The organism is Microcoleus sp. PH2017_08_TRC_O_A (genome assembly GCF_020738665.1).
Lineage (GTDB): Bacteria > Cyanobacteriota > Cyanobacteriia > Cyanobacteriales > Microcoleaceae > Microcoleus.
Map to the genome: position 1 here is coordinate 116,919 of NZ_JAEQCE010000004.1, position 16,835 is coordinate 133,753.

At 42.7% G+C, this 16,835-nt stretch carries 8 protein-coding genes; 4 read left to right on the plus strand and 4 right to left on the minus strand.

Annotated elements, in window-relative coordinates; genetic code table 11:
• Window positions 1-111 precede the first annotated feature (111 nt).
• Window positions 112-3,768: an AAA-like domain-containing protein gene (locus JGK22_RS02195; RefSeq protein WP_293218793.1), complete on the plus strand. Its 3,657-nt coding sequence runs from the start codon at window positions 112-114 to the stop codon at window positions 3,766-3,768.
• A gap of 161 nt (window positions 3,769-3,929) precedes the next feature.
• On the opposite strand, the gene JGK22_RS02200 is transcribed toward JGK22_RS02195, so the two are convergent.
• Together JGK22_RS02200 and JGK22_RS02205 are read right to left on the minus strand one after the other, a co-directional pair.
• Window positions 3,930-9,434, minus strand: coding sequence for an ATP-binding sensor histidine kinase (locus JGK22_RS02200; protein WP_293204329.1), 5,505 nt, complete (start codon window positions 9,432-9,434; stop codon window positions 3,930-3,932).
• A 226-nt stretch (window positions 9,435-9,660) separates the two neighbouring features.
• Window positions 9,661-12,054: a GAF domain-containing protein gene (locus JGK22_RS02205; RefSeq protein ID WP_293181719.1), complete on the minus strand. Its 2,394-nt coding sequence runs from the start codon at window positions 12,052-12,054 to the stop codon at window positions 9,661-9,663.
• A gap of 707 nt (window positions 12,055-12,761) precedes the next feature.
• Here JGK22_RS02205 and JGK22_RS02210 point away from each other — a divergent pair.
• From JGK22_RS02210 to JGK22_RS02220, 3 genes are all read left to right on the plus strand, one after another.
• Complete coding sequence (locus tag JGK22_RS02210) at window positions 12,762-13,541, plus strand: calcium-binding protein (protein ID WP_293181720.1); 780 nt, start codon at window positions 12,762-12,764, stop codon at window positions 13,539-13,541.
• Between the two features lie 215 nt (window positions 13,542-13,756).
• Entirely contained in the window at window positions 13,757-14,362 is a 606-nt protein-coding gene (locus JGK22_RS02215) for a Uma2 family endonuclease (RefSeq protein WP_293181721.1), read from the plus strand.
• A 164-nt stretch (window positions 14,363-14,526) separates the two neighbouring features.
• Window positions 14,527-16,020, plus strand: coding sequence for a tetratricopeptide repeat-containing serine protease family protein (locus JGK22_RS02220; protein ID WP_293312240.1), 1,494 nt, complete (start codon window positions 14,527-14,529; stop codon window positions 16,018-16,020).
• 39 nt (window positions 16,021-16,059) lie between these two features.
• Here the strand turns inward: JGK22_RS02220 and JGK22_RS02225 are convergent, their stop codons facing one another.
• Both JGK22_RS02225 and JGK22_RS02230 read right to left on the minus strand, forming a co-directional pair.
• Complete coding sequence (locus JGK22_RS02225) at window positions 16,060-16,488, minus strand: hypothetical protein (RefSeq protein WP_293181725.1); 429 nt, start codon at window positions 16,486-16,488, stop codon at window positions 16,060-16,062.
• A 15-nt stretch (window positions 16,489-16,503) separates the two neighbouring features.
• Window positions 16,504-16,812 (minus strand): hypothetical protein, encoded by a 309-nt coding sequence (locus JGK22_RS02230; RefSeq protein WP_293181727.1) that lies wholly within the window; start codon window positions 16,810-16,812, stop codon window positions 16,504-16,506.
• Window positions 16,813-16,835 lie beyond the last annotated feature (23 nt).

Consider the following 16,835-nt stretch of genomic DNA (forward strand, 5'->3'; position numbering starts at 1 on the left):
AAAAAATCAGGTACAGCCCGATCGCAAATCAGTAAAAGTCAGGTTTTTTGCTAAATCTCTACATAGTCAAGTTTGCGATCGTACAATCAAAGCTAGATTTGGGTACAAGCAATGACCAGAGAATTTCCAGTTAGTTATGAATATCAGATTGGCGGTAGTCTCCCAGCAGATGCGTCGTGTTACGTCACGCGCCAAGCAGACTTGGACTTTTACGAATGCTTGAAAGTTGGTGAGTTTTGTTATGTTTTGAACTCGCGCCAGATGGGTAAATCTAGTTTGCGGGTGCGGGCGATGCGAAGGCTGCAAGCGGTCGGTACTGTTTGTGCTTTTATCGATTTAACTGGGATTGGTAAGGAAGATGTAACTCCCGAAAAATGGTATGCGGGAATGATCAATTCTTTGGTCAGTAGCTGTCAGTTAGGTGATAAAATTAATTGGCGAAATTGGTGGCGAGAACGCCGGGATTTGTTATCGCCACTCCAGCGGTTTAGTTTGTTTATTGAAGAAGTGGTTTTACTTGAGATAGAACAAAATATAGTTATTTTCATTGACGAGATCGATCGAGTGTTAAGCATGAATTTTTCGGCAGATGAGTTTTTTGCTCTGATCCGCTGGTTTTACAATCAAAGAGTTGACAATCCTCTATACAGTAGGTTGACTTTTGCGCTGTTGGGAGTGGCGACTCCTTCGGATTTGATTGCGGATAAAACTCAAACTCCTTTTAATATTGGTAAGGCGATAAATTTGGGCGGTTTTAAAATTGATGAAGTGCAGCCTTTGATTGATGGTTGGCGGGGGCGGGTTGTAAATTCTGAAAGCGTTATTGCTGAGATATTAAATTGGACGGGCGGACAACCTTTTCTGACGCAAAAGCTGTGTAAGTTGGTGTTGGAGGAATCAGCATTGGGTAATTCGCGATCGGTTGAACAGGTGGTGCAGTTGCGGATTGTGGATAATTGGGAATCCCAGGATGAACCCGAACATTTGAAGACAATTCGCGATCGCATTCTGAGAAATCAGCAAAAAGCCGGACAGTTATTGGGGCTTTACCAGCAAGTTTTGGAATCGGCTAACCCCCCCCAACCCCCCCTTGCTAAGGGGGGGCTAAATACCGCTATATCTCCCCTAGGAATGGGTGAGCTAAATTCTGTTCTTGCTCCCCCCCTTACCAAGGGGGGGCTGGGGGGGGTTATTACTGATGGTAGCCCCGAACAAACCGAATTGCGGCTATCAGGTTTAGTCGTGCAACATCAAGGCAAATTAAAAGTTTACAACCAAATTTATGCCGAAGTTTTCAATCTGGAATGGGTGGAAAAACAGTTAGGCAAGCTGCGGCCTTATGCGGAAAGTTTTAATGCTTGGGCTGCTGCTAATTTTGAGGATAATTCGCGGCTGCTGCGGGGAAATGCGCTGCAAGAGGCTCTGGAATGGTCGATCGATAAAAATTTGAGCTATCTCGATTACCGCTTTTTAGCAACATCTCAAGATTTGGAAAAACGAGAATTTAAATTAGCTTTAGCCATTCAAGAAGAAGAAGGTCAGATATTAGCAAAGGCGAATGATACTTTAGTTTCAGCTCAACAACAAGCAAAAGTAAAATTAACTCAAGCCCAGCGGAGGGCTACCCGGATTATGGCTATCGGTTCTATAGTTCTGGCAGTTTCTATCATCACAGCAATCTCGATCCAATTACAAGTAAAAAAAGCCCAACAGGAACTAGCAGAACAACAAGTAGTGCTACAAACTTCATTCTCTAAAGTAGCTTTAGTTTCCGATCCTTTTGCAGCACTGCTGACAGCATTACAAGCAGCACAAAAGATGAAAAAATTAGAACCATCAGCTACCAAAGATACACAGATGCAGGTAATGAGAACCCTGCAACAAGCAATATATCATGTCAGAGAACGCGATCGCGCGATCGGTCATCGTGGCGCTATCAGAAGCGTAACTTTCAGTCCCGATAGCAAAATTTTTGCTTCTGCTAGCGAGGATGGTACGGTAAAACTGTGGAATGCCAAACCAGCGACATTGATATCAACCCTGACAGGACATACTGGTAGAGTTACGAGTGTGAGTTTTCATCCTAATGGCAAGATTTTGGCTTCTGGCAGTGAAGATGGTACGGTAAAGTTGTGGGATGTAACGCGCAGCACTTTAATTAAAACTATTAAGGCTCATCATAGCTGGGTAAGAACTGTTAGTTTTAGTCCTGATGGTCAAATTCTTGCTTCCTGTAGTTCCGCTGGTTTTATTAATTTGTGGAAAACAGCCGACGCTACATTATTAAAAACTCTGAAAGGACATACCAATATCGTTACTCATATTAGTTTTAGTCCCGATGGTAAAACTCTCGCTTCTGCAAGTTTCGATACAACCGTGAGGCTGTGGAATATTGGCGATGGAACTATCATAAATACTCTGAAAGATCATAAAAGTAATACCAGAAGTGTCAGTTTTAGTCCCGATGGTAAAACCTTAGCTTCTACCGATCAAGAAGGCCTAGTCAAACTGTGGAATGTATCCGATGGAACTTTGCTACAAAACCTCCCAACTCATCGCAGGGCTGTCTGGAGTGCGATTTTTAGTCCTGATGGCAAAACTCTAGCTACTATTAGTTCCGATAGTACCGTAAAGTTGTGGAATTTAGACGATATAAACGACAATAGAATTGAACCGCAACTTCTCAAAGGACATCGCGGGAGAATTGAGAGTATCGGTTTTAGTCCAGATGGCAAAACTCTGGTTTCTGGAAGTTTTGATAGTGCAATCAAGCTGTGGAATTTAGAGGTTAGGGAACCGCAAACTATTAAAGGAAATAGCACTAATGTTCAAGCTGTAAGTTTTAGTCCCGATGGTAATACGTTGGCTTCCGGTAGCGACGATTTTAAAATAAAGCTGTGGAATAGCAAAAATGGTACTTTACTCAAAACTCTTAACGGTCATCAAGGTCGGGTGTTAAGTGTTAGTTTTAGTCCCAATGGTAATATGTTAGCTTCCGGCGGTGATGACAAAACAGTAAAGTTGTGGAATGTGCAAGATGGTAGATTGCTAAAAACTCTCAACGGCCATCGTGCTTGGGTAAGGAGAGTTCGCTTTAGTCCAGATGGGAATACCGTTGTTTCTGGTAGTTCTGATAGTACGATAAAACTTTGGAATATAGCAGATGGTAGTTTGCTGCAAACTTTTAAACAACCTCGCAGTATTGTCACCGATTTAAGTTTTAGTCCAGATGGAAAAGCTCTAGCTGTGGCTTGTTCTGACGGTGATATAATGCTATTAAATTTAAAAACAGCTACTTTGATGCAGGCTTTTCCAGCCCATAGTGGTTGGGCAAATACCATTAGTTTTAGTCCCAATGGTAAAATTTTAGCTTCTGCTGGTTCGGACAGTATCGTCAAACTATGGAATGCCGAAAATGGCAGCTTATTGTTCACTCTCAAAGGACATTTATCGGGTGTAACTAATATCAGTTTCAGTCCTGATGGCAAGATTTTAGCTTCATCTAGTGAGGAGGGTACTGTGAGGCTGTGGAATATAGAAAATGGTATGGAAATTTCCACGTTAGAAGGGCATCTCGGTAGCGTTAATAGCGTTATGTTTAGTCTCGATGGTAAAACACTGGCTTCTGCTGGGCTTGACAATACTATCAAGTTGTGGAACTTAGAACTTGATTTAGATCGTTCTATTAGTCAAGGTTGCTTGTGGTTGGAAGATTACTTTGCTTCCTATCCTGAAGAGGCGATAAAATTTAGCCAAATCTGTAAATAAATAATTTATGGCTGAGCGATTATATTGCCAATTATCCTGAAGAAAGGGCGATCGCAGATTTGTGCTGTTCAAAAAATGCCATAAATTATCACATAATTCAGGGCTTGTAGATACTGTCTTGACCTTGTATCTTAAAAGAGTGAGGGCGATCGCACCGACAATCAGTCGATCGGCACTTCGATCGCAAATTCCGTACCTGCGCCCAACACAGATTCGCAAGTCAGCTTACCACCGTGGGTTTCCTCCACAATTTGGCGGCTGATAGACAGCCCCAAACCCGTACCCTTCCCGACTCCCTTCGTAGTAAACAAATGGTCAAATATTTTCGCCCTCACATCCGGCGACATCCCTCCCCCGTTATCTTTGATGCGAATCACCACGCTGTTGTTATCCGGCGAGACATGGGTGATAATGGCGATCGTATTAGGTACAGCCTCAACAGAAGCATAACTGCGACCCCGATTGAATTCGTCAAAACAGTCGATCGCATTTGCCAACAAATTCATAAACACCTGATTCAACTGTCCCAAATAACACTTAACTTTCGGAATATTTCCATACTCCTTAACCACTTGAATCAGCGGGCGGCCTGGATTAGCTTTCAAGCGATGCTGTAAAATCATTAAAGTGCTGTCAATTCCTTCATGGATATCCGCCGACACTTTTTGGCGGGTGTCCCCACGGGAGAACGTGCGGAGAGATGTGCTAATATTGCGAATGCGATCGCACCCAACTTTCATCGACCCCAACATTTTCGGCAAATCTTCTATAAGATACTCCAAATCAATATCCTCAGCATCCTGTGCAATTTTTGAGCTAGGATCGAGAACTTCTTCCTGATACAGTCGCAAGTGGCTAATTAAATCGCCCACAGCCGCAGTAGCTTCGGTAATATTCCCCGAAATAAAACCGACTGGATTGTTAATTTCGTGAGCGACACCAGCAACTAAATTGCCCAAAGAAGACATTTTTTCACCTTGAATTAATTGCAATTGCGCTTGTTGCAGTTCCGCAAAAGACTTTTCTAACTGTTGGGATTTTTCTTGCTCGCGCGCGTACAAACGAGCATTCTCGATCGCAATAGCGACTTGACTAACTAAAACCTTTAAAACTTCCACCCTGTCTGCGGTAAAAGCTGCTGCCGCTAACTTATTTTCCAGATAAATAATCCCTTGCAACTGGGATTGATAAATAACGGGCAAACACAGGATTGATTTAATTTCAAATTCTCGAATGTACGCATCCGCATTAAAAGGTGCAGTAACAGTCGCATCATCCAATACCAGAGGCTTTTGAGTGCGAAAAACATAGTTTATAGCAGAAACAGGCAAATCTTGACTATTTTCAAATGGTATAGATCGTAAAACTGTAGCCTGGGTATCAGTAGAATTTCCTACAGCTTCGATGTAGAGTTTATTATCTTTTAGCAGCAGCAGCGCAACTTTTTGAGCCGCCGCATTTTCTAAAATGATTGTGATTAATTTTGTCAGCAAGTTGTCCAGGACAATTTCACTGTTAATGGCTTGCGAAGACTTAATAAAAGTAGCCACGTCTAAAAAATCGCCTAAACTGTTGCTGGTAGTGCTTCCAGTATTAGTGCGCGTGACATCGATGGGTCGAGTTTCTGTTGCGCGCGTTTGTGCTACTAAGAAAGGATGTCTTGATTCCAAGTGTTTAACTTTCGCTAGAGCTCCCCAGCGGATATAGCCGTAATAAGCCTTAGTCAGATATGCTTGAGAAATTATCTGTTTTCCCAGAAATTGATAGAATTCTCCGGCTAATTCATAGGCTAATGCTTCCTCTTGAATATAACCATTTTTGGCAGCTCCAGCAATTGCGCGATCGTACAAATCCATTGCTTGCGTATCATACCCCAATACCCGCGCTTTCTCCGCTGCTACCAAGTCATATTTGTGTTGATAATTCATTGGAGCATCAACAGCCCATTTTTTCATTTTATTTTGGTTTTGTACCAATTTATTTAAATATTGCTTTTGCCCCTCTTTGTCAGATTGGGAATACAAAGCTAGGAGACTGAGAGAGTAGTAAAAATTATTCAAGGAAACTAGATAAAATCCAGAAACTGATTCTTCATATTTCTCAAATAACCTTGAATTTTCTGAAGCTTGTGCATAATTGCCGAAGAAGAAATTAATCATAGATTTGGCATTACAAATAAAACAAACTAAAAAAAAGTTTTTAGTTTCAATTGCAGCCGTAACAATTTGGTCTTCATTAAACTTCTTATCTACCAAGTTACATGATTCTACAGATTGACCACGCAAAATTATGGCTGTATATCTCAATATACTAATACATTGTGAAGAGCCTTCTTGTTTAAGTTTCTGCATTAATTTTAGATACTTACTTATTTCCTCTTCAACCAGTTCGAGAGGCTCTCCCATCCACAGTTTATAAGTACAATATCCATTGACAGAATAACCAACATACGGTAAATCTCCAGTTTCGATTGCAGCCTTAAACCCTTCCATCATATAACTCAAGGCTAACTTGATATCTACTTTACGGTGTTGAATTGAACAAGTAAGTATTAGATAAACTCTACTTTTGATAGAATCAGATGGAAATCTATCTAAAAGCCTAATTGCCAATTGACCAAATTGGTATCCTAAACTAATGTCTCCTATTCCACACAAAATTGCACCATAAAAAACGTAAGCGACACTAGCATAAGGCGAATTTCCATATTTAATGGACAGCTTAACCATCATAAATACTAACAATGGTAATAGTCTGGGCTTGACCGCCATCGCGGTACCCAGAATCCCTGATAAAATTCGCATGGTTGCTTGTTTTTTAGAATCTGTCATTTCTGGCAAATTAGCTAAATCCTCAATTCCTTTCAACCCCAATCTCAGTTTTGTATTAATCAATTCCACCAAGATATTCAATAATTTGGGATTTTGAGGAAAATAAATCCCTAACAATTTTAGGACTTCCAGCCCTGTATTTACTGCTTCACTAACTCTATTTTGAACAGTATAAGACTGAATTTGCAGCTCATAAACATTGAGTTTGTCCAGTAAAGTTTTAGCCCGACTTAGAATAACATCAACTAATTCTTTTGAGATTGAATAGTTCGTATTTAAGTATTCAGCTCCCGCTGTTGATTCATAAATTGCTAACGTTAATTGATACTGACTGTCCCAACTATCCTCTGGCAATAATCCCATCGCCACCCGCAAATACCTCACAGCAGCTTCATAAGCATTCGCTGATTTTGCTTTGCGTCCCGCAGTTAAATTTAATTCGGCTAACTGCGTCTTTTCTGCTGGCTGGCTAATTGTGTCAATTCCCACATTCAACTGATTGACAATATCAAAGATGTTTTCTTCTAGCTTTTCGGGTGGAGTATTCTGTAACAGTAATTCGCCAATTTTTAAATGGGTGGATTGCTTTTGATTTTCGGGAATGAGAGAATAGGCGGCTTGCTGGACGCGATCGTGCAAAAATTTGTAACTAACCCGCGAAGTATCTAATTTGAGGTCGATCGATTCAGCGCGATCGAAAACCAAAGGAATGCGATAAGCATCGCTCAACGGCAGAATCAACCCTGCTTGCAAAGCTGAATAAAGTTCAGTAGCTGTAACATTCACTGACTCTTCGCTGACAAGTGACAGTACATCTAGAGCAAATTTATCGCCCACGCAAGCTGCTAATTTTAACACTTCTTGCGTGGCTGCGGGCAACTTTTCAATGCGAGAAGCTACGAGTTCTACGACACTTTTATCGGTGATTCCAATCGCTTGAATTTCATCAATACTCCAATCCCAGCCTCCTTTACCTGCTAGATAATCGAACTCGAATTTTAAAAAGTTTTCTTGATAAAGTGCTTGTAACAGTTGCGTTAAAAAAAAAGGATTTCCTCCCGTTTTATTGCAGATTAATTCGGCTAAATCGTTGGTTTTTTCTGTGAAATTGCTAAGGGTTTCAAAGACTAATTCCGTTACATTTTCTAACTCTAGCGGTTGCAATACAATATTGTTGACAACCGTACCCGTTTTTTCAATCTCTTCTACTGTCTGAATTAACGGGTGAGTCGGACTAACTTCATTGTCTCGATAAGCACCGATTAGCAACAAATATTGCTGGTCGGGGTCAGTTATCAGTGTTTGCATTAACTTTAATGTAGCTGAATCTGACCACTGCAAATCGTCTAAAAAGATAACTAGCGGGTGTTCTTTTTGGGCGAAGACGCGAATAAATTCTTTGAATACGCGATTGAAGCGATTCTGCGATTCTACAGGGGAGAGTTCTGCTACTTCTGGCTGTTTACCGATAATCAATTCAACTTCCGGAATTACATCGGAAATTACTTTGCCGTTAGTTTCCAAAGCTGTTAAAATTTTAGTGCGCCATGTTTCTATAGCAGCAGTGCTTTCTGTGAGCAATTGGCGCAGCAGCGAGTTGAATGCTTGAATTAATGATGCGTAGGGAATGTTACGTTTGAATTGGTCGAATTTGCCGCTGATGAAGTAACCTTTTGAGCGAGTTATTGGTTTGCTAACTTCGTTGACGACTGCTGATTTGCCGATGCCAGAATAACCGGATACTAGCATTAGTTCGCTTTGGGAACGGGCGGGTTTTTCTGTATTTTGGTTGGGTGGTAAAGATTGGGGCGAAAGGGTTTCGGCGTTGGGGGGGGCGGGTTTTTCTGTATTTTGGTTGGGTGGCAAAGATTCGGGCGAACCCGCCCCTACACGTTCAAAGGCTGCTAATAGTTCGTTGACTTGGTTTTCTCTACCGTATAATTTTTGGGGTATCAACAATTGGCTGAGAATATCTAAGCGTCCGGGGATAAAATCGATTATTTCTCCTGTTGCTTCTAACTGATGCAAACAATTTTCTAAGTCTGCCAATAATCCGGCTGCACTTTGATATCTATCTTCGGCATTTTTTGACATCAATTTCATCACTATTCCTGAGATTGATGTGGGAATTTCCGAATTGATTTGAGCGGCCGAAATTGCTTGAGTTGCGATGTGGCTGTAAACTATTTCTAAAGGGTCTTTACTCGGAAATGGCAGTTCACCTGTCAGCATTTCATACAAGGTAATTCCGAGTGAATAAAAGTCGGTGCGGTAGTCGAGGGTGCGGTTCATTCTCCCGGTTTGTTCGGGAGACATATAAGCTAATGTGCCTTCGACGGAGTTGGGATTGTTAAATTGTGGGTTTTCTTTGTTTAGTTTTGTCGCAATCCCGAAGTCGGTGAGTTTAACTTGTTTTGTTTGGGAGTTGATAATGATGTTGCTGGGTTTGATGTCTTTGTGAATAATCTGATTTTGGTGCAGGTATTCTAAGGCTTTGACGATTTGGATGGCGATGTTTAAAGTTGCTAGCAAACTCAGCCTTGCTTTTTCGAGTAGTTGTCCGAGAGACTCGCCGCCAAAGTCCTCTAAAACTATGCCTAATCGGTGGTTAAAGGTTTTGAGACTGATGGCTTTGACGATTTGTTTGCTATCTAAATTTTGGCGGATTTGATATTCGTGTTTGAGGCGGGTAATGGCTTCGAGTGTGGGATATTCGGCTTTGAGAACTTTAAGAATTGTTGCGGACTCGTCGCTCGCTCTCTGTCCGCGATAAATAATTGTTTCGGCACCTTCGTGCAGAGTAGAATGTATTTGGTATTCTGAAAAAATTTGCATAGGTTTATTTTAAAAATTTATGGCATCTAATTTAGCCTAGACTAGCGCTAATTTAGGGAAAATTTATGTGATGCCGATCGCACTTTTTGACGCTACAAATCACAAGCAACGTACAAAAGCTTGATGAAAACCTTGCTGGGTCAGGCTTGCACTCATCAATAGACATTTTGTAGGGTGCGCCGCAGCGCACCTTACTCGTAGTAATTGCTGTTTAAATTAGCGATTTTCAATCTTGTACGACCGTAACTTCACTGATATGAACAATTGATTCGGGTTCCGGTAAAATACGGACGCGGGCAAATTTTAAACCGCTGACTCCTTGCAGTGATTCTACCATCCCTGTCTGCACTTTTGCTTCTACCCAACCTTCGCGAGACAAGTAGCGCAGGTATTGTTGGTACTCTTCCCATTCGTCTTCGGTTGAATAAACTACGGTTAGCATTCCTGATTGGGTAATTCGCTCTTGTGCGTCTTTGTCAACGGCTTTTTCGATGCGCTTTTTGACGAGTTCGTAGCGGATGTCGCGGGTGCCTTTGACATCAAACATTTTTTCGGTATTTTCATTATGAAAAATGTCGATGGTGGTATTTTGTACTAAGACTAAATGGGCTAGTTCCATGTTAATTTGAGACTCGGCTTGCAGGCGAAAAACTGTGCGACCGCAGTCGCAAATTGCTCGCAGTTGTTCGTACCGCAAACTGTGCAAATGAAATTGGCTGAATTTGGGATCGATCGCCTTTCCGACATATATCATGTGATCCATGCCGTCGGTGCATTCGATGTCGCAGTAGTGGGGGAGGATTTGCTGCATTTTTTCTTGCCAGCGAGTCCAGGTTTCTTGGAGTTTGGTGCTGATTAGGTTTAACATTTGATCGTAGCGGTTACGATCGCCATAAACGCAGTTGTGTTCGTTATCGCAGGCGGCTTGGTAAGCTTCAACTGCTGCCTGAACCGTGGGGCTACACTGCACAAAGTAGTCAAAATACACTTCTAAACGCTCGTTTAAATATTCGGCTGCTCGCACCTCCATATCGACTGTGACTTTTTCTTTTAAATGCTCGATGTAGTCGAGCAAGTCGAGCCGCAGTTGCTCGCCGAGGTGGGTAGTTTGTGTTTTACAAACGGCATCGGCTATGGCTAAACCCAAGCGGAATTGTTCGAGCAAATCTGTTTGAATGGCTCGGTTTCTTTCGTCGCTGGAACCGCGGATGTCGGAAATTCCGTAGAGGGGATGAACGTCTGCAAATACGATCGTCTCTTGGGGCAGTCCCCAACTGCGCCTTTCTGCTTCTTGGGCGAAGCGCCACTCGACTGCGGGATGAATGTTGTGAATGTGGGTAAACCGCTGCTGGATGGCTTGCCGCAGGGCTGCAATGAAGGCGGGAATGAGTTCTTGGGCGTGTTGGGCGTCAATGTTGTTGAAGTGGTTGGGGCGATCGCACAACAGCCCCACAACGCCCAAAATCCGCAGCCCGCAGCCCTCGCGGGTGACTGATTTGACTACCAGGGGCACCAGCAGCATCGATTGAGCGCCCATTTTCCGCAAAGTTCGCTCGCACTCGGTGCGGCACTCCCGGCGCAAGTCTGGGACGTTCCAAACTTGATTTGCTGCGGTAGCCTTGAAAAAGTGAGAAGTTTCTAGGGACTCCATTGAATAAGCAACCGGCTGCAAATGATGGCCGTCTTTAGCAACTAATAGCTGTACCTGTTCGCCGTCGGGGCGCAAAAGCAAAGTGCCGTCAGCATTAAAGAGCGATCGCAAATAGCGATCGATTCTCTCAAATTTGTCAGGGCGCAGCATGGAATCGCGATCGATCAATAACTGAGTCAGGCGGCGAATTTGCTCCTGTACCGTGACATCAAAACCTTCTAGCAGCAGCAAACCTTCGATGCGGTAATTATCTAAATTTAGTCGATCGGCTAAACTTCCCAATTGATTAGGCTGCATCAGCCAAGCTTCCCGTTCTGCAACAGGCATTAAATTTAAGGGAAGATCTGCAAATTCATCTTTTTTTGAATTAATCTGAGTAATTTTCAACTGTTCCGAACCCAGCCAAAATTCAATAAATCTAGATTCATCCTGTTGCGAATTTTTAATGCTCACCGTGACAGGTTCATCTAGCACCCGCAAACCATCGAGGCTTATTTCATAAAATTGCTTAAATACCCAGTGTAAAAGGTGGCGGCGGTACAATTGTTCTACTATTTTTGCATCACAATCCTCGAACAGTTCTAGCAAACAGATCCCAGTTTCTGTAAACCAACCGTTATGAGATTGAGTTACCAAAGGCGTTCCCTCCCAGCCCGCCAAGCGACAAAATGCCGCGTTAGCGTAACGCAGAGCAAAAGTTCCCGGTTCCATCACTGCGATTAAAACGCGGCGATCGCCCAGAAATTGAAACAGTCGCTCTAAATCTTGTTTCCAAGTTTTCAAGCGTTCAATTTCAGCAGATTGAGTCGGTACTTGAGCCGTCAAAGCTTCGAGTAGCTGTTCCACATCTGGTTCGTTGGGCAGATTCTCACTGTCTTGCTCTGTCGCAATGATATCTGGATCTGCCGTTGGCAGTGATTTTACGGAGTTGTTATTGTTTTGAGAGGAAGATGATTTAGGAGTAGGCATGAGGAAAACACCTGAAAGCAGTAGATTTTGTTAAACAATGTGAGCGATCGGCGATTTATGGATTTGTCAAGAACTTAGAGCCTGTTTGTAAAGTTTCTGTGTATGTATCCGAAACTAAGTATTTTCTCGGACGATATGTTCCTAAATTTTTACTTTTCTTCACAAACAAGCTCTGAGTCTTGACGTTATAAGTGATATTAACGTGTTTGCGACCTGGCTGGTAACACCCATTATAAGTGGTGTGCCGTAGTGGATAGTGTCAGCGACTAATGCTATAGCGGTTCTCAGAAATATCAGGTACGTTGTTGGGCTTGGGCCCTCTTTTATGTGGTTATAGAAGCCGTCAGCCATACCTCATCTTTTTGAGAAAGGCTATATTTGACTCACAGGCGAGATATATGGCAGCTTTCGGTTGAATGAAGAACAGGCCCGGTAATTGGAATTGGGCATTGATAATTGAATTGGTAATTTGTAATTGGCAAGTGGCAAGCAGGTTGCGAGCCACTAATTTAGCCAATCAAACGGGAGCATCTCAGTTTTGTAAAAAGCATTTTTTTTTATAGTGCGAGCACTTCAAGAGCTCGCGTATTCTACAAATCGCGAGCGGGGACAGCACTATTAAAAGCAAAACCAATAAAGTTGCTATTGGGCAATGGAATAATTAAAATATATAATACAGGTAGGAACACTTTTGAAAGGACATATCTATGGCTTTAACGCTTAACAATCTCATCGGCGATTTCACCGGATTTCCTGTATTTTCTGGCGGCGGGCCGCGTCTTTTGGGATTCGCTACATCAGATGACATTGACGTAGAGAATGGAAATTTGTCGTCTTTTCCCTGGGGAGTTTGGGGACTAGACGGCAACGATACGATCGCAGGTTCGTCGGATTCCAACGAGCGCCTATTAGGGAATAATGGGGACGATATTATCGGTGGTGGCGGCGGAAATGACATCATTTACGGCGGGAAAGGTAACGATGGTGTGGATGGAAATGATGGCAACGACGTAGTTAGGGGCGACAGCGGCAACGACCTAATCTTTGGGGGGGCCGGGAACGATATCCTGCGGGGAGGGCAAGGAGACGACGATTTAGAGGGCAATGACGGCAACGATTTCTTGGCGGGCGATCGGGGAATTGACGTACTCACGGGAGGCCTTGGTGCTGACATATTTATCCTCAGAAGCAACGAACAGCCTGGAGTCAATGGAGCCGATGTCATTACCGATTTTAACTTTGACGAGGGCGATCGCATTGGTTTGACTGACGGTTTAACAGAATTAGACCTCATCTTCACTGACGACAATTTGATTGCTTACGACAATGACGGAATTATCAACGACATGGTGATTGAAAACGCAATAAATGGACAGATTGTGGGGATAGTTTTAAACACGAATAACTTTGAACTTATCGGTGCATTTGAACCGGCGAGTCCGTTTGCTCTGGCAGTTAACGGTTCTCAATTTCAGTTTTTGGCTTAGCTATTGATAATTCCAGGTAGGGAAACGGCACTGCCGTGTCCTAGTTCCAGGTAGGGAAACGGCACTGCCGTGTCCTAGTTTTGGGTAGGGAAACGGCACTGCCGTGTCCCTACAGATATCGCGGATTTGGCAAGATTGATATTAAAACAGTTCTCCATTTAGATAGTTTTTAAGCTAATCTAGAAGTAGGAAACTCAAACTCGGGGAAAGTATAAATGACCGCTACAATTCACCCCCCATTGACTGCACTCCCAGAACAGCGGTTGATTTTGCCGCTATCAATGACTTGGGAGCAGTTCAAAGCTCTCGATTCCTTGCTAGAGTACACTCGCAGTGTTCGCTTGTCTTACCTCGACGGATATGTAGAAATTATGACACTTTCGCCGGAACACGAAACCATTAAATGCCTGCTGGCATTGCTGCTAGGTCAATTCTTTTTAGAAAAAGATATGAGTTTTAGACCGACGGGTAGCGCTACACTCCAAGGGGAAACAAAAGGCAGCAGCAAGGAACCAGATTTATCTTACTACTTTGGCGAAGACCGGCGGAGGCGAGAAACACCCGATTTGGCGATCGAAGTTACTTTTACTAGCGGAACAATCAACAAACTGGAATACTACCGCAGATTTAACGTAGCGGAAGTTTGGTTTTGGGAAGACGGAGTGTTTTCGATTTATCAACTGAACTCGGAGGGTTACGAGCTAGTTTCTCGGAGTATGCTGTTGCCAGATTTGGATCTAGAATTGCTGGGGAAATGTCTGCAAATGTCGGAAGAAAAAGAAGCTTTGAAAGTGTTTCGGGACGCAGTGCGAGGCTGCTAACCTAGAATATCCACAAGTAAAATATGGCAAAATTACGAAATGTACGAAATGTCATAAAAATCGCGATCGCCTAAAAATTCCCTCCAGGCTTTCTGGTTTTAAAATATTAGATTTTCATCTATACTATTCGGAGTATAAAAAATCTTAGTCTTCAGCAATCATCTATGAATAGGGATTATTCGCGGTTTGATTCCCTCGCCAGCATCCTAGCAGGAACGGCAACAGTAGCAGGAATAGTCGTCTTTGCAGCAGCACCAGTTTTCGCAAAAACTCCCCAAGAAATTGCAAAATTCGCTGAATCTGTCAGCGTTCAAATTAACGGAACAACTGGTAGCGGGACTGGATTTATTATTTCCAGACAAGGCACGACTTACACTGTGCTGACCTCTAATCATGTTGTTGCTAACATAAGGGATAACTATACGATTCGCACTTCTACCAAAAAAGATTATCAAGTAACACGTAGTGTACTATTGGAGAAAGGTCAGAATGCTCCAGATTTAGCAGTAGTAACATTTAAAAGTACAGAATCTTATCCAGTTGTAACTTTAGGCGATTCCGAACAAGCGACAGTTGCTACACCAATTTTTGTGTTTGGATATCCAGGGAATCATTTAGAAGAAAAGTACGGAAATAAACGCTTTTTTGAATTTTCATCGGGGTTTGTTACCAGTCGTCGCCCGACTCATCCACGCGGTTATACTTTGCGCTACAGTGCTATTACCAAAGGGGGCATGAGTGGAGGGCCTGTATTTGATACAGAAGGCCGTGTAATTGGGATTCACGGACAAGGAGACCTCGATTTTATAACGGATAACGAAGGAAAAATCACAGATAAATTCACTGATAAGACAGGATTTAATGCTGCAATTCCTATCAACACTTTTATAGCTAAACTGTCGGAAGCTGGGTTAAATCGATCGGCTCTTTTGATAAATACCTCTCCAACTGCTACTGCACCTCTGAAACTGAACAATCCGCAAGATGCTAAGACTTATTACGTTCGCGGTTTAACTCGGTTTGACAAGGGAGATTTGTCAGGTGCTGTTGCCGATTTTAACCAAGCGATTCAAACTCAATCGGATTATGTAGAAGCTTATTTTTATCGAGCACTGGCTTATTTTGATTTGAGACAAATGCCCAAGAGTATCGCTGATTATAGCAAAGCGATCGCCCTAAATGCCAGTTATGTCGATGCTTACTACAATCGGGGGCTGGTGTTGTCGGCATTGGGAGATAAACCGGGGGCGATCGCCGATTATACTCAAGTCATCCGCTTGGATCGAAACTTTGCAGCCGCCTACAACAACCGAGGATTGGCGCTTTCGGACTTGGGCGATCAAAAAGGGGCGATCGACGATTTCAATCAAGCGCTGCAAATCAATCCCGGTCGCGCTAACACTTATTTTAACAGAGGATTGGCGCTGTTTCGCATCAATAACGATCGCTCTGCCTTAGCTGATTATACTCAAGCAATTCAACTCAATCCCAGTTATGCAAAGGCTTTTGCTAACCGAGGAATTACGTTAGTGAGAATGGGAGATAGACAAGGGGCGATCGCCGATTTGCAGCAAGCGGCTCGTTTATTTAGGGCTCAAGGAATGAATGCAGATGCTCAAAAAGCATTAGATTTGATTGGGCAACTGCAAAGACAATAAACGTTACGATCTAATCATCGTACTTTAAGCAGAATGCTGCTAATTTGGTTGAATTTTGGCAATAACAAAAGGAGATTCTAGGTCGATCGACCAGTTTTCATCAATAACTTTGAGATTGGTATCTAAAATTAGAGTGAGTTCGCCAATTTCATCATCTTCCTCATCGTTAACTAAGTCCTTTTTGCTGGCAGATAGATCTGCTTTGAGTAAAATTTTCAGTTTAATCCAGTCAGAATTCGGGTGGTTGTTGGTGAGATTTGTGCCTATCGATCGACCGATTAGATCCGCACAGATTGGATGAATTAAAGCAATTTCTTCGTAAAATTTGTTATTGCTATCCCAGTAACCTCTTATTGTGTAATTGCAGGCTTCTAAATGTTGGGTGGCGATGCGATCTATATTAATAGGTGCTAAGAGTTTAGCAAGTTCATCCCAAATTTGGCGATCGGTCAAAGTTACTGCACTCATCAGCTTAATTCTCCGTTAATGACTTGTTTTGACACCAGGAAAGTGTAAAACTCCTTCAATAAACTTTCCATGATAGCGATAATCTCCACCCGATCCTAACACCTTAGATTTGAGATCGTATCCTTCTTGTTCCGAAGGAACAAGACCCATATTACCATCGGGCGGTACTCTACCATTTTGAATAGCTTTGAGATGTTTATTGGTTCCATCGTATCTTTGGCCGAGGCGGATTTGCTTTTTGCTAAAAGATACTAGCATATCAGCCAGCGTTTGATATACGATGTCAGGCTGAATGTCCGCCCAGTTATTGGGTAGAGATTCCATTCGGTTGTGTGCGATCGGGATTA